Origin of the sequence: Pseudomonas sp. 13B_3.2_Bac1 (genome assembly GCF_025466205.1) — a bacterium.
GTDB lineage: Bacteria > Pseudomonadota > Gammaproteobacteria > Pseudomonadales > Pseudomonadaceae > Aquipseudomonas > Aquipseudomonas fluorescens_H.
This window is the reverse complement of sequence record NZ_JANLOG010000147.1, coordinates 14,748-36,582: the sequence shown is the minus strand read 5'-3', so window position 1 is coordinate 36,582 and position 21,835 is coordinate 14,748. Positions and strand designations below refer to the sequence as shown.

General features: G+C 62.8%; 19 protein-coding genes. 3 read left to right on the top strand and 16 right to left on the bottom strand.

What is annotated here, in order from left to right; translation table 11 throughout:
- Nucleotides 1-82 precede the first annotated feature (82 nt).
- The 5 genes from NTD85_RS24075 to NTD85_RS24055 all read right to left on the bottom strand — a co-directional run bounded on the left by NTD85_RS24075 (nucleotide 83) and on the right by NTD85_RS24055 (nucleotide 6,842).
- Complete coding sequence (locus NTD85_RS24075; RefSeq protein WP_262143386.1) at nucleotides 83-3,181, bottom strand: error-prone DNA polymerase; 3,099 nt, start codon at nucleotides 3,179-3,181, stop codon at nucleotides 83-85.
- Nucleotides 3,157-4,572 carry a Y-family DNA polymerase gene (locus NTD85_RS24070; protein ID WP_262143385.1) on the bottom strand — a complete coding sequence of 472 codons (1,416 nt, stop codon included), beginning with the start codon at nucleotides 4,570-4,572 and terminating at the stop codon, nucleotides 3,157-3,159. Before NTD85_RS24070 ends, NTD85_RS24075 begins: the two co-directional genes overlap by 25 nt.
- 7 nt (nucleotides 4,573-4,579) lie before the next feature.
- Nucleotides 4,580-5,197, bottom strand: coding sequence for a translesion DNA synthesis-associated protein ImuA (imuA, locus tag NTD85_RS24065; RefSeq protein WP_262143384.1), 618 nt, complete (start codon nucleotides 5,195-5,197; stop codon nucleotides 4,580-4,582).
- A complete protein-coding gene (lexA, locus tag NTD85_RS24060) occupies nucleotides 5,197-5,814 on the bottom strand; it encodes a transcriptional repressor LexA (RefSeq protein WP_003225601.1) in 618 nt (205 codons plus the stop codon). The genes imuA and lexA overlap by 1 nt, the downstream gene beginning before the upstream one ends.
- Before the next feature lie 110 nt (nucleotides 5,815-5,924).
- Complete coding sequence (locus tag NTD85_RS24055) at nucleotides 5,925-6,842, bottom strand: LysR family transcriptional regulator (protein ID WP_262143383.1); 918 nt, start codon at nucleotides 6,840-6,842, stop codon at nucleotides 5,925-5,927.
- A gap of 103 nt (nucleotides 6,843-6,945) precedes the next feature.
- Between NTD85_RS24055 and NTD85_RS24050 the strand changes: the two genes are divergently transcribed.
- Both NTD85_RS24050 and NTD85_RS24045 read left to right on the top strand, forming a co-directional pair.
- Nucleotides 6,946-8,688, top strand: coding sequence for an amidohydrolase (locus tag NTD85_RS24050; RefSeq protein ID WP_262143382.1), 1,743 nt, complete (start codon nucleotides 6,946-6,948; stop codon nucleotides 8,686-8,688).
- Nucleotides 8,689-8,872: 184 nt separating this feature from the next.
- Nucleotides 8,873-9,610, top strand: a complete 738-nt coding sequence (locus tag NTD85_RS24045) for a TorF family putative porin (protein WP_262143381.1) — start codon at nucleotides 8,873-8,875, stop codon at nucleotides 9,608-9,610.
- Nucleotides 9,611-9,665: 55 nt separating this feature from the next.
- Here the strand turns inward: NTD85_RS24045 and NTD85_RS24040 are convergent, their stop codons facing one another.
- The 11 genes from NTD85_RS24040 to NTD85_RS23990 all read right to left on the bottom strand — a co-directional run bounded on the left by NTD85_RS24040 (nucleotide 9,666) and on the right by NTD85_RS23990 (nucleotide 20,495).
- Entirely contained in the window at nucleotides 9,666-9,944 is a 279-nt protein-coding gene (locus NTD85_RS24040; RefSeq protein ID WP_262143380.1) for a DUF971 domain-containing protein, read from the bottom strand.
- On the bottom strand, nucleotides 9,941-10,903 hold the full coding sequence (locus tag NTD85_RS24035) for a HEAT repeat domain-containing protein (RefSeq protein WP_262143379.1): 963 nt from the start codon (nucleotides 10,901-10,903) through the stop codon (nucleotides 9,941-9,943). Before NTD85_RS24035 ends, NTD85_RS24040 begins: the two co-directional genes overlap by 4 nt.
- The gene (locus tag NTD85_RS24030; protein WP_103484088.1) at nucleotides 10,900-11,748 is read right to left on the bottom strand and encodes an ABC transporter ATP-binding protein; all 849 of its coding nucleotides are present in this window, start codon (nucleotides 11,746-11,748) and stop codon (nucleotides 10,900-10,902) included. The genes NTD85_RS24035 and NTD85_RS24030 overlap by 4 nt, the downstream gene beginning before the upstream one ends.
- A complete protein-coding gene (locus NTD85_RS24025; RefSeq protein ID WP_226499161.1) occupies nucleotides 11,748-12,530 on the bottom strand; it encodes an ABC transporter permease in 783 nt (260 codons plus the stop codon). The genes NTD85_RS24030 and NTD85_RS24025 overlap by 1 nt, the downstream gene beginning before the upstream one ends.
- Nucleotides 12,531-12,669: 139 nt before the next feature.
- The gene (locus NTD85_RS24020) at nucleotides 12,670-14,094 is read right to left on the bottom strand and encodes an ABC transporter substrate-binding protein (RefSeq protein ID WP_262143378.1); all 1,425 of its coding nucleotides are present in this window, start codon (nucleotides 14,092-14,094) and stop codon (nucleotides 12,670-12,672) included.
- A 276-nt stretch (nucleotides 14,095-14,370) separates the two neighbouring features.
- On the bottom strand, nucleotides 14,371-14,616 hold the full coding sequence (locus NTD85_RS24015; RefSeq protein ID WP_003225615.1) for a ferredoxin family protein: 246 nt from the start codon (nucleotides 14,614-14,616) through the stop codon (nucleotides 14,371-14,373).
- 25 nt (nucleotides 14,617-14,641) lie between these two features.
- Nucleotides 14,642-16,372 carry a fumarate reductase/succinate dehydrogenase flavoprotein subunit gene (locus NTD85_RS24010; RefSeq protein WP_262143376.1) on the bottom strand — a complete coding sequence of 577 codons (1,731 nt, stop codon included), beginning with the start codon at nucleotides 16,370-16,372 and terminating at the stop codon, nucleotides 14,642-14,644.
- Nucleotide 16,373: 1 nt separating this feature from the next.
- Complete coding sequence (locus tag NTD85_RS24005; protein WP_047597718.1) at nucleotides 16,374-17,120, bottom strand: GntR family transcriptional regulator; 747 nt, start codon at nucleotides 17,118-17,120, stop codon at nucleotides 16,374-16,376.
- Between the two features lie 223 nt (nucleotides 17,121-17,343).
- Nucleotides 17,344-18,312: a Gfo/Idh/MocA family protein gene (locus NTD85_RS24000; RefSeq protein ID WP_262143374.1), complete on the bottom strand. Its 969-nt coding sequence runs from the start codon at nucleotides 18,310-18,312 to the stop codon at nucleotides 17,344-17,346.
- Between the two features lie 25 nt (nucleotides 18,313-18,337).
- Entirely contained in the window at nucleotides 18,338-19,225 is an 888-nt protein-coding gene (locus NTD85_RS23995; RefSeq protein ID WP_003225622.1) for a Dyp-type peroxidase, read from the bottom strand.
- 232 nt (nucleotides 19,226-19,457) lie between these two features.
- Nucleotides 19,458-20,495, bottom strand: a complete 1,038-nt coding sequence (locus NTD85_RS23990) for an AraC family transcriptional regulator (protein ID WP_262143373.1) — start codon at nucleotides 20,493-20,495, stop codon at nucleotides 19,458-19,460.
- 210 nt (nucleotides 20,496-20,705) lie between these two features.
- On the opposite strand from NTD85_RS23990, the gene NTD85_RS23985 reads away from it, so the two are divergent.
- Nucleotides 20,706-21,653, top strand: coding sequence for a transporter (locus tag NTD85_RS23985; RefSeq protein ID WP_262143372.1), 948 nt, complete (start codon nucleotides 20,706-20,708; stop codon nucleotides 21,651-21,653).
- Nucleotides 21,654-21,835: the final 182 nt, after the last annotated feature.

Below are 21,835 nucleotides of genomic sequence, written 5' to 3'. Positions count from 1 at the left end.
TGTCAGATACATTTGTGCTGACTGACACACCGTCTTCGCGAGCAAGCCCGCTCCCACAGGGGAGATTTGTGGTGTTCTGGATTTAGTGAAAATCGCGGCTCTGCACGCGAATGCCATCCAGCAGCGGACTCAGGTCGCTCAGCCGTCCGGCGATCAAATGCCGCACTTCGCCCTCGCGCTCCCAGCGGCCATCGACCCTGAGCAGTTGCGAGCCGACCAGCACCTGACGCTGACGCTCGGCCAGATCGCGCCAGACCACCACGTTGACGTTGCCGAACTCGTCCTCGAGGGTGACGAAAGTCACGCCGCTGGCAGTGCCCGGTCGCTGCCGCCCGGTGACCAGCCCGGCGACGCTCACCGGCCGCCCGTGTTCGACGTCCAGCAACTCCTGCGAACTGCGACAACGTCGCGCCTTCAGTTCGCCACGCAGCAGCGCCAACGGATGCGGCCCCAGCGTGGTGCCGATGGTCGCGTAATCGGCCTGCAGGTCTTCACCGACACTCGGTTTGGGCAGCAGCACATCGGGCTCTTCCTGGCTCGGCAACCCGGCAAACAGGCCCAGCTGTTTCTGCACCCCGGCCACTTCCCAGCGTGCGCGATGCCGATGCCCGGCCATGCCGCGCAACGCGCCGGAGTCAGCCAACAGCGCCTGGGCGCGACTGTCGAGCGCGGCCCGCTCGCCCAGATCGGCGACATCGGCAAACGCCCCGCGCGCCCGCGCCGCTTCGATGCGCCGGGCGTCATCCTCGCGAAAGCCCTTGATCATCCGCAGGCCCATGCGGATCGCCGGCTGCGCGCCGCTGATCGGTTCCAGGCTGCAATCCCAGTCGCTGGCGCGCACGTCCACCGGACGGATCTGCAACTGATGCCGACGGGCGTCCTGAAGGATCTGATCCGGGCTGTAAAAACCCATCGGCCAACTGTTGATCAACGCGCAGGCAAACGCCGCCGGTTCGTGGCACTTGAGCCAGCAACTGGCGTAGGTCAGCAAGGCGAAACTGGCGGCGTGGGACTCGGGAAATCCATAGCTGCCAAAACCCTTGATCTGCTCGAAGATCTGCGCGGCGAATTCCTCGGTGTAGCCGTTTTTCTTCATGCCGGCGGCGAGGCGCTCCTTATGCGGCTCCAGGCCGCCGTGGCGTTTCCACGCGGCCATCGAACGACGCAACTGATCGGCCTCGCCGGGACTGTAGTCAGCGGCGACGATGGCGATCTGCATCACCTGTTCCTGAAACAGCGGCACGCCGAGGGTGCGTTTGAGCACCACTTCAAGTTCCGGCGAGGGATAGGTTTCCGGTTCTTCCTTGTTACGCCGGCGCAGGTACGGATGGACCATCCCGCCCTGAATCGGCCCTGGGCGGACGATCGCCACTTCAATCACCAGATCGTAGAACTTCGCCGGTTTCAGCCGCGGCAGCATCGACATCTGCGCCCGCGACTCGATCTGAAACACGCCGATGGTGTCGGCGCGGCTGATCATCTCGTAGGTCGGTTTGTCTTTGTCTGGAATCGTCGCCAGGCTCAGATCGAGATGGCGATGACGACGCAGTAGATCGAAGCAACGGCGGATGGCACTGAGCATGCCGAGGGCGAGGATATCGACCTTGAGCAGCCCGACCGCATCGAGGTCGTCCTTGTCCCACTGAATGATCGTGCGCTCGGCCATGGCGGCGTTTTCCACCGGCACCAGCGTGTCCAGCGGTTGCTCGGAAATCACGAAGCCGCCAGGATGCTGCGACAAGTGCCGGGGGAAGCCGATCAGTTGCCCGGTCAGGCTCAGCACCCGACGCAGCACCGGACTGTCGGGGTCGAACCCGCCTTCCAGCAAACGCGCCAGTGGCGGTGTTTCGTCGCTCCAGTGGCCACAGCAATCGGCCAGTGCATTGATCTGATCCGGCGGCAGACCGAGGGCCTTGGCCACGTCACGCACCGCCCCGGCGGCGTGGTAAGTGCTGACCACCGCCGTCAGCGCCGCCCGCTGCCGGCCATAACGGCGGAACACGTATTGCAGGACTTCTTCACGGCGTTCGTGCTCGAAGTCGACGTCGATGTCCGGCGGCTCGTTGCGTTCTTTCGACATGAAACGCTCGAACAGCAGCGTGGTGCGATCCGGGTCGATCTCAGTGATGCCCAAGGCAAAACACACCGCCGAATTGGCCGCCGAACCGCGGCCCTGACAGAGAATCTGCTGATCGCGGGCAAAGCGCACCACGTCGTGCACGGTGAGGAAGTAGCTTTCGTAGCCGAGTTCGGCGATCAGCTTCAGTTCCTTGTTGATCTGCCTCAGCACCTTGAAGGGCGCGCCTTTTTTCCAGCGCCAGGCGATGCCCTCTTTAGTCAGCTGACGTAGCCAGGAACTGCCGGTGTGACCCTCTGGCACCAGCTCTTTCGGATATTGATAGCGCAACTCGCTCAGCTCGAAAGTACAGCGCCGGGCCAGTTGCACCGAGGCGTCGAGCAGCACCGGCGGATACAGCTCGCGCAACACCTCGAGGCTGCGCAGGTGCCGCTCGCCATTGGGGTGCAGGCGCAACCCGGCCTCGGCCACCGGGACGTGATGGCGGATCGCGGTCATGGTGTCCTGCAGGGCGCGCCGGCCACGGGCGTGCATGTGCACATCGCCGCTGGCCACGGCGAGAATCTGCAACTGATCGGCCAGACTCAACAGTGCCGCCAGCCGACGCTGATCGTCCTGCCCGCGATGCAATTGCACGGCCAGATACAGGCGCTCGCCGAAGGTCTGCTTCAGCCAGCGCCCCTCCTCCACGTCATCGACGCTATCCGGCACCCACAGCGTGAGCAAACCCGGCAACGGCTCGCTGAAGTCCTCGCGCAGCACTTGGTACTGGCCCTTCTGCGTACGCCGTCGGGCCTGAGTGATCAAGCCGCACAAGGCCTGATAGCCCGCAAGGTTCTCCACCAGCAGTACCAGTTTCGGGCCGTTGTCGATGCGGATTTCGCTGCCGATGATCAGCGGCAGTTCAACCGATTTCGCCGCTTGCCAGGCGCGAACGATCCCGGCCAGCGTGCACTCATCGGTGATCGCCAGCGCCTGATAGCCGTGCTTTTTCGCCCGCTGGAACAGCTCAAGGGCACTGGAGGCGCCGCGCTGGAAACTGAAGTTCGACAGGCAGTGCAGCTCGGCATAGCCGTCGTTCATGCAAACCAGCCCTGCAGCCACAACGGACCGCCCTCGCCCACGGCCCGATAGGCCCAGCCTTGCTGACCGGCACGGTTCTGGATCAGGTAGTAATCGCGACGCACATCGTCACCGTCCCACCAGCCGGATTCGATGCGCTCCGGGCCCATGAGGATTCGCGCCGAACCTTCCGGCACACTCTGCGGTTCGCCGAGCAGCCAGCCCGGTCGCTGCACGCTCGGCAAACCGCTGCAACGCTGCTTGTCGACGCCGTGCTGCCACGCGCATTCCGGGCGGTGGTCGGCCTGAAAGCGCAGGCCCTGCACCGCGTCATCGCCGAGCCGTGCACGCAGACGTTCGCGCAATTGCTCCCAGGGCAAGGTCTGTTGCGGACGGTCATCGAACAGTTCCTGACACTGCGGCACAAAACTCGGCAGATCTTCGGCACGCAGGCGGAAGCCGCGCACCGGGGCCTCGACCTGGACTTGCTCCAGTCGTCCACGGGCCAGTTCGAAAAGCATCGCCGGATCGCGCTCGGCGCTGAGCAGGCCGACCTTGATCAGCGTGTCCGGCAGCCCGGCGTGTTCCAGATGCAGGTCGAAACGCTGCACGCCGCTGTCACGCCCGCAGAGGAACGCCGACAGGTCAGCGGTCAGACGCCGTAACGGGAACAGCAGCGCCTGATGGGATTGCACGTCGAAATTCAGTTCGATGCGCACATCGAAACGATCCGGCGGCAGATAGAACGCCAAGGCCAGCGGCCGTGCGCCGAACAAGGTGTCGAGATGCTTGAGCATCGATGCTTCGAAGCGCCGGGCCAGGGCCTGACGCGGCAGGCTCTGCAGTTGGTTCAGGTTGCGCAGGCCCATACGCGTCAGCGCGGTGGCGACCTGCGGCTCCAGCCCGACGCGGTCGACAGGCAACTGCCCGAGGTGATGCTGCAGGGCTTCGCCGTCCGGTACTACGAGGCCGTCGTAGGCGTTGGCCAGCACCCGCGCCGCCACCGGATTGGGCGCGGCAACGATGCGATGCCGGAAACCCAGCTCAGTCAGTTCCTTGCGCAGCCGCGCTTCGAACTGCGCCCAGGAGCCGAACAGACCCAGGCTCGACTCGATCTCGAACACCACGGTGCGCGGGTAATGCACGCTGACCTGCGCGCTGAACCGGTAAGCCCACGCGGCGAGAAACTGCTGCCAGCGCTCGACCTCGGCCAGGTCGTAATCGGCGGTGGCAAAGCCTTTGCTCAGGGCCTGCGCGGCGGTCATCGACTGACCGGCGCGCAGGCCGAGTTGACGCGCCGCCGGATTGACCGCTTGCAGCACCCGGCGCTGGGCCGGGCCACTGAGCAGCACCAACGGCTCAGAGGGATCGGCACGCTGACGCAGCACGGCGTCGAGGGCCAATTGCGGGAACAGAATACACACCCAGCGCATGACGACCTCAGTGCCCCACGGCAAACGCAATCGGCGCCGTGCGCGCCAGCCCGCCACGGCACTTGAGCACGCGCAACTGAGCCGGTCTGGCGTCGATGGCGATGCGCAACGCGGCCGGCGAGGGATTGATCGCCTCGCTCAACGGGCGCCAGGCAAACGCCAGGGTCTGGCCGGTTTCCGCCGCCACCTGCAAGCGCCGCAACGCGCGGTCATCGGCCTTGTGCGGCCAGCACAGCACCGCGCCGCAACTGCCCGAGCGCAGGCATTGTTCCGCCGCCCACAAGGCATCGCGTTCGCTGGCCTGAATCACCGACAACTGACGCAGATCGACCCCGGCGTTCGCCCACGCCTGCGGGTACGGCACGAACGGTGGTGCCACCAGCACAATGCGCTCGCCCGCCGTCGACAGCCGCGCCAGCGTCGGCCACACCAGTTGCAGCTCGCCAACCCCGGGGCCGGCCAGGAGGATTTCGCTCAGTGCCGCTTCCGGCCAGCCACCGCTGGGCAGTGCCGCATCCAGCGCGGCATGGCCGGTGGGTTGCGGGCTGGTCGTCGGCGGCGCAGGCCGGCCCTTCCAGACCTGGCCGCCATTGAACAGCGTATCGAGTGCAACGACGGCGCCCATCAGCCTTGCCTCACCAGACCGCAGAACACGCCTTCGATGGCCAGGTCCTGATCATCGCGCACGACAATCGGCTGGTACGCCGGGTTGCGCGGCAGCAGCCGAACCTCATCGCCGACGCGCTCGAAGCGTTTGATCGTCACTTCACCGTCGAGCCGCGCCACCACGATCTGGCCGTTGAGCGCTTCGGGATTGCGCCGCACGCCGACCAGATCGCCGTCGAGAATGCCGTCCTCGATCATCGAGTCGCCCTGCACCCGCAGCATGTAGTCGGGGGTACGGGAGAACAGCGCCGGGTCGAGCATCAAGCGGCTATGGATATCGGCATCGGCACCGATCGGCGCACCGGCGGCCACCCGGCCGAGCACCGGAATATCCAGCAGCTCCGGCCGCGCCGGCTGCCCGAGCAGGCGAATGCCCCGGGCCTGATGCGGATTGACCTCGATAAACCCGGCTTCGGTAAGCGCCAGCACATGCTTGCGCGCCACGCTGCGCGAGGCAAAACCAAAAGCCTCGCTGATTTCAGCGAGGCTTGGGGGCTGACCGTGTTCGGCGATGCGTTCGCGGATAAAGGTCAGGATGGCGGTACGGCGGGGAGTCAAATTGGTCATGGAGTACATTTGTACTCCTGTGGGATTTTACTGACAAGCACCGCCAGTCGGCCCAAGCCGACCTTCCACAAAGATCAAAAGATCGCAGCCTGCGGCAGCTCCTACAGGGGAACGGGGTGTCAGTTGAGGCCACGTTCGGCGAGGAAGGAGGCGATGTAATCGATGAATGCGACGACCTTGGCCGTGGCCCGTCGATGGCTCGGGTACACCGCGAGAATGTGCGGGCCGAAGGTGTCGGGGTCGATTTCATAGTCAGCCATGACCCGCACCAGACGCCCATCGGCAATGTACGGCGCGGCGCTCCACAGCGGCGTGTGCAGCAAGCCGCGTCCGGCCAGCGCGCTGGCCAGCAACAGGTCGTAATTGTCGCTGCGCAAGCGCGGCGCCGTCGGTTGCGCCAGGCTCAGGCGCTGGCCGTCGCGTTCGGCCCACCAGAACTCGCGGCTGAGCAACGGATGCTGATACAGCAGCCATTCATGCTGTTCGAGGGTTTGCGGGGTGACCGGCAACCCTTTGCGCGCCAGATAGTCCGGGCTGCCGCACAAGGCCAGACGGTTGCTGCCGACCACCCGGGCAATCAGCCCCGGCAGGTCGTCATGGCCTTCGCGCAAGGCCAGGTCATAGCCGCTTTCCAGCAGATTGACGAACGCGTCGCACAGATCCACTTGCAGGCTGATCTGCGGGTATTGCTGCAAAAAGCCGTCGCACACCTGATCGAGAAACGCTCGCCCGTACGCCAGCGGTGCGGTGATTTTCAGGCTGCCGCGCAGACCGTGCTGCAACTGCTCGATTTCCTCGCTGGCCTCCTCCAGCCGCTGCAACACCAGCCGCGCGGTTTCCAGATAGACCCGGCCGATTTCGGTGAGCAGAATCCGCCGTGTGCTGCGCTCGAACAGTCGCGCGCCGAGTTCCGTTTCCAGGTGATTGACCGCTTTGGTCAGGGCCGACGGAGTCTTGCCCAGTTGCTCGGCCGCACGGCTGAAACTGCCGAGCTGTGCGGTGACCACGAACATTTTCAGTGCACCCAGCTTGTCCATGCTTTTTCCATTCAGGCAAAAACGTTTTTCGTGAGGAAGGCGTTCTGTCGGCCAGTGTCAGCCACTAATCTGGCCATCAGACGCAATAACAAGGAAATCTTCAATGAAAAGATTCATCCCGAGCCTGTTGGTTACCGCTATAAGTTTTGCCTCGATGGAAGCCATGGCCGCCACCGATCTGGTACTGGTCAACGGCAAGATTTTCACCGCCGATCGTTCACAACCGGAGGTGCAGGCGCTGGCCGTGGAAAACGGCAAAGTGCTGAAAGTCGGTAGCGACGCACAGATCAAGGCGCTGATCGAGCCCGGCACCCAGGTCATCGACCTCGGCGGCAAGACGCTGATGCCTGGCTTGATCGACAGCCATTCCCACGCGATTTTCGGTGGCCTGGAAATGGTCTCTGCCAACATGGAAGACGAAGTCGTCGCCCTCGATGAACTGGAAAAACGCCTGCGCGCCTGGCGTGACGACGGCAAGGCCAGACATGGCGATGTGCTGAGCATTGCCGGCATGAGTTCAGCGTACTGGGCGCAGGCCGAAGCGCTGGGCAAGACCTTCAACCACGGCGAATGGGCTGACGTGCCGGTGGTGTTCACCGGCAGCGATCACCACACCGCGTGGGCCAACAACGTGATGCTCAAGCGCGCCGGCATCGACGCGGCGTTGCTCAAGACCCTGCCCGCTGCGGAACAAGACACGATCGGCAAACTGGCCAGCGGCGAGCCCAACGGTTTTCTGGTCGATGCCGGTTGGGATCGGGTCGCCGCGAAAATGCCGGTGCCGAGCCCGGCCGATATGCTCACCGCGGCCAAATCCGCTGTGCGCTTCAACAACAGCCTCGGCATCACCGCGTGGATGGACCCCGCCGCCAACGCCGCACCGGGCGAGCCGGTCTTCGCCCTCAAACCCACCGAGAAAACCGTCGGCGTGCTGCCGGCCTACAAAGCGCTGTCGGAAAGCGGCGACATGAGCGTGCACGTTGCAGCGTTGCTGGTCGCCAACCCGAAAAGCCTGCCGGCCGATCTCGATACGCTGGATAAGGTGCGCCAGCAATTTCAGGGCATCCCCAACCTGACCCTGCCCGGAGTCAAGATCTTCGCCGATGGCGTGATCGAGTACCCGGCGCAGAGCGCGGCGATGATCGATCCGTACCGCAACTCGCACAAACAGGGCGAGCTGCTGATCGACCCGCAGCATTTCGGCGAACTGGTCAGCGCCATCGACCAGCGCGGCTGGCTGGTGCACATCCACGCCATCGGCGACCGTGCGGTGCGGGAATCACTCAATGGCATCGAACGCGCGCGCAAGGATCGGCAGAGCGGCATTACTCACTCGATCACCCACCTGCAAATGGTCAATCCAAAAGAGTTCGCCCGCTTCAAACCGCTGAACGTGGTCGCCTCGATGCAATTGCTGTGGGCCAGCGCCGATGACTACACCACCGACATGATCAAGCCCTACGTCAGCGCACTCGCCTTCCGCTATCAATACCCGGCGCACTCGCTGCTGAAACAGGGCGCGACGATTGCCGGTGCCAGCGACTGGCCGGTGTCGTCGCCCAATCCGTTCAACGCCATGGCCCAGGCCATCACCCGCGTCGGCCCGTTGGGGGTGCTGAATGCCGACGAGCGTCTGGACCGCGAAACCATGTTCTACGCCTACACCGCCAACGCGGCGCGGACCATCGGCCTCGACCAGCAGATCGGCTCGCTGACGCCGGGCAAACAGGCCGATTTCATCGTGGTCGACCGCGACGTGTTCAGCGTCGACGAAAAAGCCCTGCATGACACCCAGGTCCTGCAGACCTGGTTTGGTGGGCGTCAGGTCTACACCGCCGCCCAATAACAACAGGATCCCTCCCTCTTTTGTGGGAGGGGGCTTGCTCCCGAAGGCGTCCGGTCAGCAAACATTTCGATACCTGACCCACCGTCTTCGCGAGCAAGCCCGCTCCCACAGGGACTTTCACCCTACCCAAGCATTTCCACTGCATTTTCCAGCCCCTATAACAATCACAACATCGGGACTTCACATGAAAGCCTTGCCCTTGCTCGCCCTGAGTTCCTTGAGTCTGTTGCCCCTGAGTAGCCAGGCGATCCCCCTGAACGACGACTTCGCCGTGCTGGTCGACCTGACTCTGGCCAGCGACTACCGGACCCGCGGCATCTCGCAAACGCAAAACGACCCGGCCCTGCAAGCCGGCCTGACCCTGACGCACAGCAGCGGTTTGTACGCGGGTGCCTGGAGCTCCAACGTCGATTTCGGCGGTGGTCTGAAAACCCGTCAGGAAGTCGATTACTACGCCGGCTGGCTGTGGCAGGCCACCGAGGACGTCAGCCTCGATCTGGGTTACCTCAAGTACGCCTACCCCAAGGAAAGCCAGTTCAACCAGAGCGAGGTCTACGGGATTCTCGGCGTCTACGGGGTGAAGCTGGCGGCGTATTACTCCAGCGATGCGCCGGGGGTCGACAGCAAGCAGAGCTCGCTCTACACCTATGTCGGTTATGAAACCGAGCTGCCGTTCGATTCCGGGCTGAAACTGCGTTACGGCAACATGGACTTCAAGGACCCGCACCTGTACTCGGCGTCCGGGCATGGCGAGAACAGCTATCGCGAATGGGAGGTCAAAGTGACCCACAATCTGGCCGGGGTGGTGTTGGGCCTGAGCTACATCGACACCGATCTGTCGCAGAGCCAGTGCCTGAGCAACTGGGGATTCAAGGATGTGTGCACCGCCACTGTCGTCGCCAGCCTGAGTCAATCCTTCTGAAAATCACGATTCCCCTGTGGGAGCAGGCTTGCTCCCCCAGATGATTGTGGTGAAGCTAAGAACCAAGTTGTGCCAGATAGCCCCACGGGTAGATCCCGCGTTGATGGCCGTCGCTGAACACCAGTTGCACGCCATACCCCTGCGGGTTGATCTCGATCAGACGAACACGGTCATCCACCAGCGGAGTAACACCTTTCAGGCGAAACGCGCGGCACTGCGAGCACGGGCACTGGCGGCGCAGTTCGGCGTGATTGAACAGCGACTCGCGGCCGTCCGGCCAGCTCAGGCGCAGGGTCTGCTCGCTCTGCGAATTGCCCAGCGACAGCGGGTTCATTGCAGCTGACTCAAGGCAATCCGCACCGCTTTGCGCACTTCCGGATCACCGTCATCCTGCGCCGCCTGCAACGCCGCCACCGCGCCGCGATCATTCAACTCACCGAGGGCCAGCGCGGCTTCCTTGCGCAGGTTGCTGATGCGATGGCCGAGGGTCTCGATCAGAGCGTCCAGCGCCGGTGCAAAACGCAAACGACCGAGGCTGCGAGTGGCGCGCAAGCGCACTTGCCAATAGTCATCGCCGAGGGCGGCGATCAACGCCGGACCAGCGTCGCTGTGGCCGACTTTGCCCAGCGTCGTGGCCGCTTCTTCGCGCACTTGCCAGGCAGCGTCCTGCAGCGCCTGACGCAGGGCCGGCAGCACTTCGGCACCGGACGCCAGACCGAGGGCACCGGTGGCGGCGCGGCGCACTTCGGTGTCCGGGTCGGCGCTGGCCAGTCGCGCCAGGGCCGGCAGTGCGTCGAGCTGTTTGAGCCAGCCCAGAACGCCCACGGCTTCGCGGCGTACGTTGGCGTCGCTGTCGTTGAGTGCCGCAATTGCAGCCGGTGCGGCGTCGGCGAAACGCAGTTCGCGCAAGGCACGGAACGCGGCGATTCGCACACTGACTTCGGCGTGATCGGTCCACGGCAGAATCACCCGGCCTGCCGCTTCGGTTTTGAGCAGACTCAGGCTTTGCGCGGCGGCCGCCTGCACGGCCGGAGACGGATCGGTCAGCGCCCGGCACAGCGCAGCCACCACCGGTTCGTCCTCCCAGGCTTCCAGCAGCCGCGCGGCTTCGGCGCGGACTTCTTCGGCAGGATCTTCGCTCAGTTTTTCAACCAGCCACAGCAGCCCGTCCGGCTCTTCCAGATCAGCCAGTTCGATCAGGGCAATGCGCCGTACACCGGCATCGTCAGCGGTCAGACGCGGTTGCAGGGCAAGGATGTCGTCGTTATCGGTCACAGCAAAAAATGAGGTCATAGTGCAAATCGCGGCAAAGGGTTTTCGGGAGGCAGGCCGAGCGGGTTGAGGCGCGGCAGCGGTCGGGGGTTGTCGTGGCGCAGCAGGTCGAGGCAATGGCGTTTGAGGCGGGAGAATTCGGGGCTGGTCACCAGTTCGCTGGTACGCGGACGCGGGAAGTCCAGGCGCAGGTCCTCGATGATTCGCCCCGGTCGCGCGCTCATCACCAGCAAGCGATCGGCGAGAAACAGCGCCTCGTCGATATCGTGAGTAACGAACACCACGGTGGTGCGGATGCGCGTCCAGATGTCCAGCAGCAGTTCCTGCATGTTCAAGCGGGTCAAGGCATCCAGCGCACCAAACGGTTCGTCCATCAACAACAGCCGTGGACGGTTGACCAGCACCCGAGCGATCTCGACCCGTTGTTGCATGCCGCCGGAAAGCTGATCGGGCCAGCGTTCGGCGAAGCCGTCGAGGCCGACCAGTTTGAGCATTTCATCCGCCGCGCGATGGCGCTCAGCCTTGCCGATGCCGCGCATCTTCAGGCCGAAAGCGACGTTGTCGCGCACCGTGCGCCACGGAAACAGCGTGTGATGCTGGAACACCATGCCGCGCTGCGGCGACGGCCCGCAGACCTCGCCGCCATCGACTTTGAGGCTGCCGGCATGGGCTTGCAGGTGCCCGGCCAGTGCACCGAGCAAGGTCGATTTGCCGCAACCGGACGGGCCGAGAATGCACACGAACTGGCCCGGCTCGATCTGACAATCCAGCCCCTGCACGGCTTCGAAAGCGTGTTGGCCTTCGCCGAGAACGATCGACAACTGGCGAATATCGATCCGCCCTTCGGGGGTTTGCATTGCGCTCATCAGGCTTTTCCTCGTGGTCGGTGCCAGGGCGTGAACAGCCCGCCCAGACGCTTGATCAGCAGACTGCTGCCCATGCCCAGCACACCGATCAGCAGCATGCCGACGACGATGTCGGCGTAGTTCTGAATGGTGTAGGACTCCCAGGTGTAGTAACCGATGCCGAACTGGCCGGAGATCATTTCCGCCGTGACCAGGCAGAACCACGAGGTGCCCATGCCGATGGCGAGGCCAGTAATGATGCTCGGGGCGGCACCCGGCAAAATCACTTCCAGCAGAATCGCCCGGCGCCCTGCCCCGAGGCTTTTTGCCGAGGCGATCAACCGTGGGTCGACCCCTTCCACCCCGTGCACGGTGTTGAGCAAAATCGGGAACAACGCACCGGTGAAGGTGATGAATACCATCGACAGCTCCGACGACGGGAACATCAGGATCGCCAGCGGAATCCATGCCACCGCCGGAATCGGACGCAGCACTTCGAGTGGTGGCAACAGCAGGTCTTCGGCCCATTTCGAGCGGCCGATGGCGAGACCCAGGGCGATGCCGATGATCAATGCCGCGAGATAGCCGGCGAACACGCGGCTGAGGCTGGCAGTCAAGTGTTGCAGCAACTTGCCGGAATCGCCCAGACCCAGCGCCGCTTCGATCACGGCCAGTGGAGTGGGCACGTTGGCGAAGGTGACCAGGCCAAGGTTCCAGTGGTGGCTGGCGGCGAGTTGCCAGAACAGCAGGCAGAGCAGCAAAGAAGCGGCCCTTGGAACCCAGCGTGAAAATGATCGGTACACAATTTTTCCTCTCAACCGAGATCCCCCTTGTGGGAGCGGGCTTGCTCGCGAATGCGGGGTGTCAGGCAATCATTTGCTTACTGATACACCGGATTCGCGAGCAAGCCCGCTCCCACAAGGGAATGTGGTGTGCCTAAGATCAGCGCACGGCCACAGCCTGGGTCGTGGCATCGGTGAAATCGAAGACCTTGCCACCCTGCGCCGCCGCATATTGCTGGGCCTGGCCCTTGAGCAGAAACGCGCTCAGGCGGCCCTTGGCATCACTGGCGAACCACGCCTGATCGGCGAGCAACTTGATCCCGCTGTCACTGGCCTGGGCATACACCGCGCGGATGTTTTTGCCTTCCTGCTTCAACGCGGCCAGCGCAGTGAACGCCGATTCAGCCGAGGCGTACTGGCGCACCTTGTCTTCGCCGCGCACCCAGATTTCGGCGACGTGGCTGAAGTCAGTGATCGCTTTGCCGCTGGCCGCATCCAGCGCTTTCAACGGCGTCTGCGCGTAATTGGCGAGTTGCGCGGTGTAGTCCAGATTCGAGGCCTTGAAGGCGGCGCGGATGTACTGATCGTCGATGAAGGTGTTGAGGTCGAGGCCGCGATCAGCCTTCTTCAGCAGCTTCAGGGTGTCGATCGCCGTACCCACCGCCTGACGGTACTCCGGCTTCCAGCTCAGGTCGCGGGTCTGTACGCCGAGCGGGCCGTGGAACAGGTAGTTGACCTCGGCATCGACGCCGGTGACTTTGGCGATCAGCTCGCTGTACTTCTCAGGTTCAGCGGCCAGCAACTGGTTGGCCTCGATGCTCGCGCGCAGGTAGGCGACGACGATTTCCGGGTACTGTTTCGCGTAGGCCTGATCGACCAGCGCGCCGTGGAAAGTCGGCGCATTGGCCTGGGCGCCGTCGTAGATCTTGCGGGCGAAACCACGGCTCGGGAACAGCTCGGCGAACGGCACGAAATCGGCGTGGGCGTCGATCTTGCCGGCCTGCAACGCGGAGCCGGCGACTTCCGGTGGCTGAGCGATGATGTTCACGTCTTTCAGTGGATCCCAGCCCTGCTCCGCCACCGCGCGCAGCAGCATGCCGTGGGCGGTCGAGGCGAACGGCACCGAGATGGTCTTGCCCTTGAGTTCGCTCAGCGCCTGCACCCCGGACGCACTCGGCACCACGATGCCGTTGCCGCTGCCCTTGATGCTGCCCGACAACACGCTGATGAACAGGCTGTGCTTGCCGGCGGTTTCGAACGCCACACCGTTGAACGCGCCTGGGAAATCGGCCATGGCGCCGAAGTCGAGTTTGCCGGCGACCATTTCGTTGGTCAGCGGCGCGCCGCTGGTGAAGTTCTTCCACTGCACGTCGTATTTCGCGTCTTTATAGGCGCCGTCGTGCGGCAGGTATTTGTCGAGCAGACCGAGCTCACGAATCAACAGTCCGCCGGCGGCGCAGTTGATGGTGGTGTCCTGGGTGCCGATGGCGATACGGATGGTTTCGGCCGAGGCCGACAGAGTGAATGAAGCCAGTACCAGACCGGCGATTGCTGCACGCAACATGAGTGTTTCCCCTCGAATCATTTATTGGATGTTCGTCTCCGCCGCGATCAGGGCGCGGTGGGAAACGAGGGGTTTCGGTGAATCCAGCGTCCGGGGTTTCCGGATGGCTTTGGGTTGTCTGGGCGGGCCTCTTCGCGAGCAAGCTCGCTCCCACAGGGTTTTGGCGTACTCAATTTGTGCAGTAACTCGATCCATTGTGGGAGCGAGCTTGCTCGCGAAAGCGGCGTATCTGTCGACATCATTGCTAAATGACCCACCGCTTTCACGAGCAGGCTCGCTCCCACATTTCGAGCAGGATCAGCGCAGGAGATAAGGGATGTCGACCTTGACGGCACCAGTCGGGCAATCCTTCTCACACGGCATGCAGTACCAGCATTCATCGAACGCCATGTAGGCCTTTTGTGTGGCCGGGTTGATTGCCAGCAGGTCCATCGGGCAGACGTCGACGCACACGGTGCAGCCTTTTTCGGCGATGCATTTGTCCTCGTCCACGGTGACCGGGGCGTTGGAGCGGAAGAAGATTTCCTGGGCTTGATAGGCCATGGTTCGGACTCTCTCTGGTGATGCATCAAGCGGCGAACGCGCCCACCCGCAAGCGGTCGTAAGCCTGCATTTCTTCGGCATCGAGCGGGATGATGTACGGCTCGACGGGTTTCTTGAAACTGGTCATGCGGCCGTCTTCACCCTTCTTCAGATGGCAATGGCAGAACCACTCGCTGTCGTTGCGCTGCGGGTGATCGACGCGGCAGTGGTACAGGCCCCAGCGGCTCTCGGCGCGGAACAGTGAAGCGCGCGCGGCCATTTCGGCGCAGTCGCGGATCACACTGGTTTCCATGGCACGCATCAGCTCGTGAGCGTTGTTGGCTTTCATCTGCTCAAGATCACGTTCGATGTCGCTGAAGCGCTGCAGACCGATCTGCATTTTTTTGGTCACTTTCGGCGGTTGCAGGTAGTCGTTGACGAAGCGCCGCAGCTTGTACTCGACCTGCGCCGGCGGCAGCCCGTGCTCTCGATCGAGCGGTGCGTAGACCCGCGCTTGCTCCTTTTCGATCTGTGCGGCATCCAGCGCGGAAAACTCGCGCCCGGCGACAAAATCCGCCGCGTTGTGCCCGGCGAACCAGCCGTAGGTGAACGCGCCGAGCATGTAGTTGTGCGGCACAGCGGCCATGTCACCTGCCGAGTACAAACCTTTCACCGAGGTCTCGGCACGCTCGTTGACCCACACCCCGGACGCCGAATGGCCGCTGCAAAAACCGATCTCCGAGATGTGCATCTCGACCATCTGCGTGCGGTAATCGGTGCCGCGATTGGCGTGGAACTGGCCGCGACTCGGGCGTTCGTTGCTGTGCAGGATTTCCTCGATGTTCTGGATGGTTTCCTCGGCCAGGTGATCGAGTTTGAGGAACACCGGGCCGTTGCCGCTTTCCAGTTCCTGGTGGAACTCCCACATCATCTGCCCGCTCCAGTAGTCGCACTCGATGAAGCGTTCGCCCTTGTTGTTGGCGGTGTAGCCGCCGAGCGGGCCGGTGACATAGGCGCAGGCCGGGCCGTTGTAGTCCTTGATCAACGGATTGATCTGGAAGCATTCGAGGTTCGCCAGCTCGGCCCCGGCGTGATACGCCATCGCGTAGCCGTCGCCGGCATTGGTCGGGTTCTCGTAGGTGCCCATCAGGTAGCCTGAGGACGGCAGGCCTAGGCGACCGGCCGCGCCGCAGGCGAGGATCACCGCTTTGGCCTTGATCACATGGAAGTCGGCAGTGCGGCAGTCGAAGCCCATCACGCCGTTGACCGCGCCCTCCTCGTCGGTCAGCAAACGGGTGCAGACCAGGCGATTGGTGATGCTCACCCGCGCACGTTTCAACTGGCGGTAAAGGACCTTTTTGATGTCGTGCCCTTCCGGCATCGGCAGCACGTAGGCGCCCATGTGGTGGACTTTTTTCACGGCGTAATCGCCGGTTTCGTCCTTCTCGAACTTCACACCCCAACGGTCGAGTTGCTCGATGGTTTCAAAACTGTGAGTCGCATAGGCGTACACCGCCGCCTGATTGACGATGCCGTCATTGGCAATGGTGATTTCCTTGGTGTACTGCTCCGGCGTCGAGTGGCCGGGGATGATCGCGTTGTTCAGGCCGTCCATGCCCATGCTGATCGCGCCGCTGCGTTTGACGTTGGCCTTGTCGACCAGCAGCACGCGCAAATCACGGTTCTTCTCTTTGGCCTTGATTGCCGCCATCGGGCCGGCGGTGCCACCGCCGATCACGACGATGTCGTATTCCTGCTCTAAGGTCTTGCGGGTCATGTCACGCCCCTTTTTGCCGGTCGATCCGCAGGCGGTACTGGAACGCATCGCCACGGTAGTAAAGGTGTTCGAAGTCCAGCGGCTGGCCGTTGGCGTCGTGGGTCAGACGTTCGATGCGCATGATCGGCGAGCCGGCCTCGACGTTCAGCGCCTGGGTCAGGTCGCTGTCAGCCAGCACCGCGTCGATCGCCAGATCGGCGTGACCGAGGGCGATGCCGCAGTCGTTTTCCAGAATCAGGAAGATGTCGCGAGTCACCAGATCGGCCTTCTCCAGCCGTTCGCCGATGGCTTTGGGCAGGTAGGTGATTTCCAGCGAAATAGGCTCGCGGTTGATCAGCCGAACGCGTTTGATCTGCGCCACGGTCTCGCCTTCGGCGACTTGCAGGCGCTCGGCGACACGTTTGTCGGCGGGGATGAATTTGAAACTGCGCAGACGGTTGATCACCTCGTAACCGCGCCCGGTCATGGACTCGGCGAGGCCTTGCAGGCTGCTGACGTTTTGAAAGGTTTTCGGCTTGGCGACGAAGGTGCCTTTACCGTGGATCTTGAAGATCAGCCCTTCTTTCTGCAGATCACCCAGCGCCTGGCGCACGGTGATGCGGCTGACTTTGAACAGCGTGCCGAGTTCGCTTTCGGACGGCATCTGGCTGTCTTGCGGGTATTCGCCATCAAGAATGCGTGCGCGCAGGACGTCACGCAGTTGGGTGTGCAGCGGGACGCTACTGAGGGACAGGACGTTATCGGTCATCAGGGATCACTTGTTATAACGAGTTATGACGTGATCTTAGAGACGTTATGACAAGCTTGAGAAATACCGAATGGGCATAACCTTAGACACGACGACACACAGACCTTTGTGGGAGGGGGCTTGCTCCCGAAGGCGGTGTCTCAGGCGATGGAAATGCCAGCAATGCCGGCCTCTTCGGGAGCAAGCCCCCTCCCACAAGGAAATGGTGTTGTGGTCTGGAGGATCAGTACCGTTTGAGGATTTGGTCCATCACCCAATCGGTCTTCAGGGCTTGTTCGGCCACCGCCGGATGTTGCGAATCGCCACGGATGTGCGCATTCATGCCGAGGACGTGATGCCACTGAATGTGTTCGTGATGGGGGATTTCCAGACTGATCTGTTCGTCGGCAAATAGCTGGACCGGATGCTCATCGAATACGGAAAAACTGATGCGCCCTCCACTGCCGATAATCTCGACCCGATCCTCGCGCCGATCCGCGACAAAGCTCCAGCAGCCCATGCCCAGCGCTCCGGAGGCGAAGCGCCAACTGGCGCTGACCGCGTCTTCCGCCGCATACAAACCGGCCTGGCGCGCGGTGAAACCGGCGACTTCGACGATATCGCCGAGCAAATACTGAAACAGGTCGAAACCATGGCTGGCCAGATCGGCAAAGTAACCGCCACCGGCCACGCTCGGATCGGTTCGCCAGTTGGCGCTGCCGTCCAGATCTGCTGCCGATGGGGCCTTGGTCAGCGTCCAGCTCAGGTGCCGCACCTCGCCGATGCGGCCCTGCTCCAGCCATTGCCGCACTTGGGCAAAACGCGGCAACGAACGGCGGTAGTAGGAAACGAACAGGTGCAAACCGGTGTCGGCAAATGCCTGCTGCATCTCGCGACTTTGCCCGGCGTTGAGCGCCATCGGTTTCTCGACGCAGCAATGCTTGCCGGCGGCGGCGACTTTCAGGCTGTAGACGTGGTGGCTGTCGGGTGGCGTGGCGATGTACACCGCGTCCACCTCGGGGTCGTTGATCAATGCATCGACATCGGTATAAACCCGAGCGATGCCATGGCGCGCGGCGTAATCGGTCACCGCTTCAAGGCGGCGGCCCATCACCGCCACCAGCGCCGAGCCGGGCGCTTTGTAGAAGGCCGGCCCGCTCTTGCGTTCCGTGACGCTGCCGCAACCGATCATGCCCCACCGCACCACGTCCATGCTCAACTCCCTTTGTTTGAAACACTCAGCCGATGCGCAACGCGCGCAGATCGAGGTGGCCGTCCTTCAGCGGCGGGCACCAGTAGTAGCCGCCGGTGATCGGCCGGCTGATGCGATACAGACCGTCAGTGATGCCGTCTTCCAGACCGCTCATGCGCCGCAGCTGGGCTTCGAAGGCGTCCAGCGAAACACCGAACGCGAGGAACATCAGGCCGGCACGCTCGCCTTCGATCCACGGCATCGAACGACGCACGACGAAGGCTTCGGGGGCGAAGCTTTCCTGGGCGGTGCGTTTGACGTGGGCGGAGACCGGCGCGTCGTCGATCTCTTCGTTGTCGCTGAGGCGACGGCCCATGATGTTGTCCTTGTCTTCGGCGGACAGCTTGTGGAAACCCTTGAGGTCGTGCTGCCACTGCTGGATCGCGGCGAAACTGCCACCGACCAGCCCATCAGCGCCCTCGCCCAGCAACGCGGCGGCAATCGCGGCGTCATCGTGCGGGTTTTCGGTGCCGTCTTCGTAGCCGGTCAGGTCATGGCCGTCCTTGTGGCGGAAGGTTTCCTGCGCCTGCACCAGGCGCAGCGCCGGGGCCAGCGCGGCTTCGAAGGCGTTGCAGCGATTGAGCAGTTCGCCACGGTCGACACCGTGCAGCCAGACCCAAAGTGCGTGCTGGGTCGACGGGTTTTCCACGCCGACGCCGGTCATGGCCGGGAAGCTGCGCAGACCGTCGATCTGCACATTCAGGGCCTTGGTCAGGGATTCACCGAAACCGATCACAGCCGATTTGCCGTCCACCAGATTCATCAGGTTGTCGATCGCCTGCGGCAGTGCGGCTACCGACTCAAGGGCGAAAAACAGGTGACGTGCTTGCGCAGGAACAGGGGTGGCGAGAATGCCCGGCTGGTAGTAACTCATGTGAACTCCTTGGGAAAGTGCGCGGGAGTTTACCTGTGGCCGGAGGGTTTGTGGGGTTGAAATACTGGTGAGTGGCGCACGGAAGCCTGTGGCGAGGGAGCTTGCTCCCGCTCGGGGGCGAAGCACCCGCAAACCCCGCCGGCAAGGTGTGTCTGGAGGAATGGCGTGGCAGGTTTTGGGTCTGCTGCGCAGCCCGGCGGGAGCAAGCTACCTCGCCACAGGGGACCGATGTCTAAGCGGTGCTTGCATCCTGGCGCCACGCACTCGGGCTCATCCCCGTCCAGCGCTTGAACGCTCGGCGAAAACTGCGCACGTCGCTGTAGCCAACCTCTTCGGTGATGCGTTCAATCGGCATCTCAGGATTGGCCAGCAGACTCATGGTCCGCGCTTGGCGCACCTGTTCCAGCAGCCCCTCGAACGTCAGTGCATGCTCGGTCAAACGGCGGCGCAGGGTGCGGCTGCTCATGTTCAGGTCGCCGGCGATTTTTTCGATATGGCTGCCCCGGCTCAAGTCCCGGGCAATCGCCCGTTCCACTGCCTGGATCAGATCGAGTTTCTGATGTACCTGTGCCGCTTCCAGCTCTAGCAAGGCAACCGCCTGACGCAGCGCCAGTGAATGATGATTGGGCAGATTGACGTCCAGCCACTGGACATCGATCAGCATGCGATTGTGCAGGCAGCCGAAGCGCACATCGGGCCCGAGCAGGCGGTGGTATTCGCTCAGGTAATCCGGCGCGGCGTGCACGAACTCCACGGCAATCGCCTTGAACTCATGGCCCACCAAGGCCCGGCCATACACCAGCAGGCTGGCGAAAAACTCTTCGACGGCGAACACCTGCACATCGGCGAACGGCAAGCGACATTCGGCATCGAGGCGCACCTGGTCGCCGACCACATCGACACTGGACACCACGATTCCGCCGGAGGTGTGCTGGTGGCGGATACCCAATGCAAAGGCATCGCGCAAGGTCTTGCACAGCGACAGCACGTGCCCGAGCAACCCCAGCGTACCCAACACATTCTGCGCCCCGACCCACAGCCCCAGCCCCTGATTGGGCAGCACTTTGAGCGCGCGTTGAATCATCGCCACGGCCTGGCGGTAGGAAATGCGTTGCGCCGGATCCTGCAGATCTTCAAAGGTGAAACCCAGGCCACGGCACAGGCTTTCGGGGTCGATGCCTTTGTTCTGCGCGACTTCGGCGAGGGTTTGCAGGAGAAACGGCGAGACCAGCGCCAGTTCAAAAGTGGGGTCTTGGACTTTTACGTTCATGGGGGCTGACATTCCGGATCACGCTTGATTGTTATTTTTGTAACCGGTTATGTCGAAGGAAGTTAGCACAGGGTTGGCCGACTGTCCGCAGAAGCCCCCCTAACTGTCCGCCAATACCCTGCCCCGTCGGGCGCCAAGCGCTTATTTCTATGGTGCCGGACGTTCTGCGTACCGGCGCCACGTCCCAACACAATAATAATGAGGACAGCCATGAGCCCGAACCGCGCCACATTCCCCTTGCGTCTGGCACTGACTCTGCTCGGTTGCTCCGCGGCCCTGCCGGCCCTGGCCACCGAAGCCGGGGTCGACAACATCGGCCCCGGCACCGACGGGTTCTTCATGCTGCCGCTGGAGGTCGACAGCCTTCCGGAGAACATGGTCGCGTTCAACCTCTACTACAACCATTACAAGTCGACGAAGCTCAACATCAGCTCGTTGGGCGGCAAAGTGCCGAATGTCGAGATCGAATCCACAGCGGTGATCCCGCGTATTGATTACCTGAGCCCGATACGAGTGTTCGGCGGACGTCTGGCCGGCTACATCGCCCAGCCATGGCTGAAGCAGGAAGTCTCAGTCTACGGCGTCAGCGATACCCGCGAAGGCATGGGCGATACCACCATTGCGCCGATCATCCTGTGGGACATGGGAAAGAACCTGACCCTCGGCGCCGCCCTTGAAGTCACCTTGCCCACGGGTGAATACAGCGTCGATCGGCTGGCCAACACCAGCAACAATTTCTACACCTACAAGCCGCTGTTCTCCTTCACCTGGTTGCCGACCGACAAGACCGAAGTGTCGATGAAGACCACCTACAGCTTCAACGAGAAGAACAAGGACACCGACTACAAGTCCGGGCAGATCTTCCACTTCGATTATTCGGCCAGCTACAAGATCACCGACGATGTGATGTTCGGCCTCAACGGCTACTACCTCAAGCAGACCACCGACGACAAACAGTACGGCCACACTGTGCAGTTCGCGGGGCAGGATGTGGACGACGGCGTGCGCGGCAAAGTCTTCGCGATTGGCCCGGCGCTGCATTTCACCTTTCTCAAGTACGCCAGCGCGGAGATTCGCTGGGCCAAGGAGTTTGACGTGGAGAACCGGCCAGAGGGGGAAATGTTGTGGGCGAAGGTGAGTATTCCGTATGCGTTCTGAGTGCATTTGTAGGAAGGTGCGCGCGGATTTGTAGGCTGGAAACCTGAAAAACAGAGTGGAGGAATAGGCCTACAACGGCGGTCGAGATTGCCGGACAACGGAGGGAAACGTCCGGCAGATTCCAAAGGGGCGCTTGCAGATACTGGGCTTCGTTATCCCATGGTTCTTCGAGAGCTCATGGG

Bases quoted from the DNA above. Each gene is read 5' to 3' on its own strand.
- NTD85_RS24070 (WP_262143385.1), bottom strand. From the start codon at position 4,572: ATGCGCTGGGTGTGTATTCTGTTCCCGCAATTGGCCCTCGACGCCGTG.
- imuA (WP_262143384.1), bottom strand. From the start codon at position 5,197: ATGGGCGCCGTCGTTGCACTCGATACGCTGTTCAATGGCGGCCAGGTC.
- lexA (WP_003225601.1), bottom strand. From the start codon at position 5,814: ATGTACTCCATGACCAATTTGACTCCCCGCCGTACCGCCATCCTGACC.
- NTD85_RS24055 (WP_262143383.1), bottom strand. From the start codon at position 6,842: ATGGACAAGCTGGGTGCACTGAAAATGTTCGTGGTCACCGCACAGCTC.
- NTD85_RS24050 (WP_262143382.1), top strand. From the start codon at position 6,946: ATGAAAAGATTCATCCCGAGCCTGTTGGTTACCGCTATAAGTTTTGCC.
- NTD85_RS24045 (WP_262143381.1), top strand. From the start codon at position 8,873: ATGAAAGCCTTGCCCTTGCTCGCCCTGAGTTCCTTGAGTCTGTTGCCC.
- NTD85_RS24040 (WP_262143380.1), bottom strand. From the start codon at position 9,944: ATGAACCCGCTGTCGCTGGGCAATTCGCAGAGCGAGCAGACCCTGCGC.
- NTD85_RS24035 (WP_262143379.1), bottom strand. From the start codon at position 10,903: ATGACCTCATTTTTTGCTGTGACCGATAACGACGACATCCTTGCCCTG.
- NTD85_RS24030 (WP_103484088.1), bottom strand. From the start codon at position 11,748: ATGAGCGCAATGCAAACCCCCGAAGGGCGGATCGATATTCGCCAGTTG.
- NTD85_RS24020 (WP_262143378.1), bottom strand. From the start codon at position 14,094: ATGATTCGAGGGGAAACACTCATGTTGCGTGCAGCAATCGCCGGTCTG.
- NTD85_RS24015 (WP_003225615.1), bottom strand. From the start codon at position 14,616: ATGGCCTATCAAGCCCAGGAAATCTTCTTCCGCTCCAACGCCCCGGTC.
- NTD85_RS24010 (WP_262143376.1), bottom strand. From the start codon at position 16,372: ATGACCCGCAAGACCTTAGAGCAGGAATACGACATCGTCGTGATCGGC.
- NTD85_RS24005 (WP_047597718.1), bottom strand. From the start codon at position 17,120: ATGACCGATAACGTCCTGTCCCTCAGTAGCGTCCCGCTGCACACCCAA.
- NTD85_RS24000 (WP_262143374.1), bottom strand. From the start codon at position 18,312: ATGGACGTGGTGCGGTGGGGCATGATCGGTTGCGGCAGCGTCACGGAA.
- NTD85_RS23995 (WP_003225622.1), bottom strand. From the start codon at position 19,225: ATGAGTTACTACCAGCCGGGCATTCTCGCCACCCCTGTTCCTGCGCAA.
- NTD85_RS23990 (WP_262143373.1), bottom strand. From the start codon at position 20,495: ATGAACGTAAAAGTCCAAGACCCCACTTTTGAACTGGCGCTGGTCTCG.
- NTD85_RS23985 (WP_262143372.1), top strand. From the start codon at position 20,706: ATGAGCCCGAACCGCGCCACATTCCCCTTGCGTCTGGCACTGACTCTG.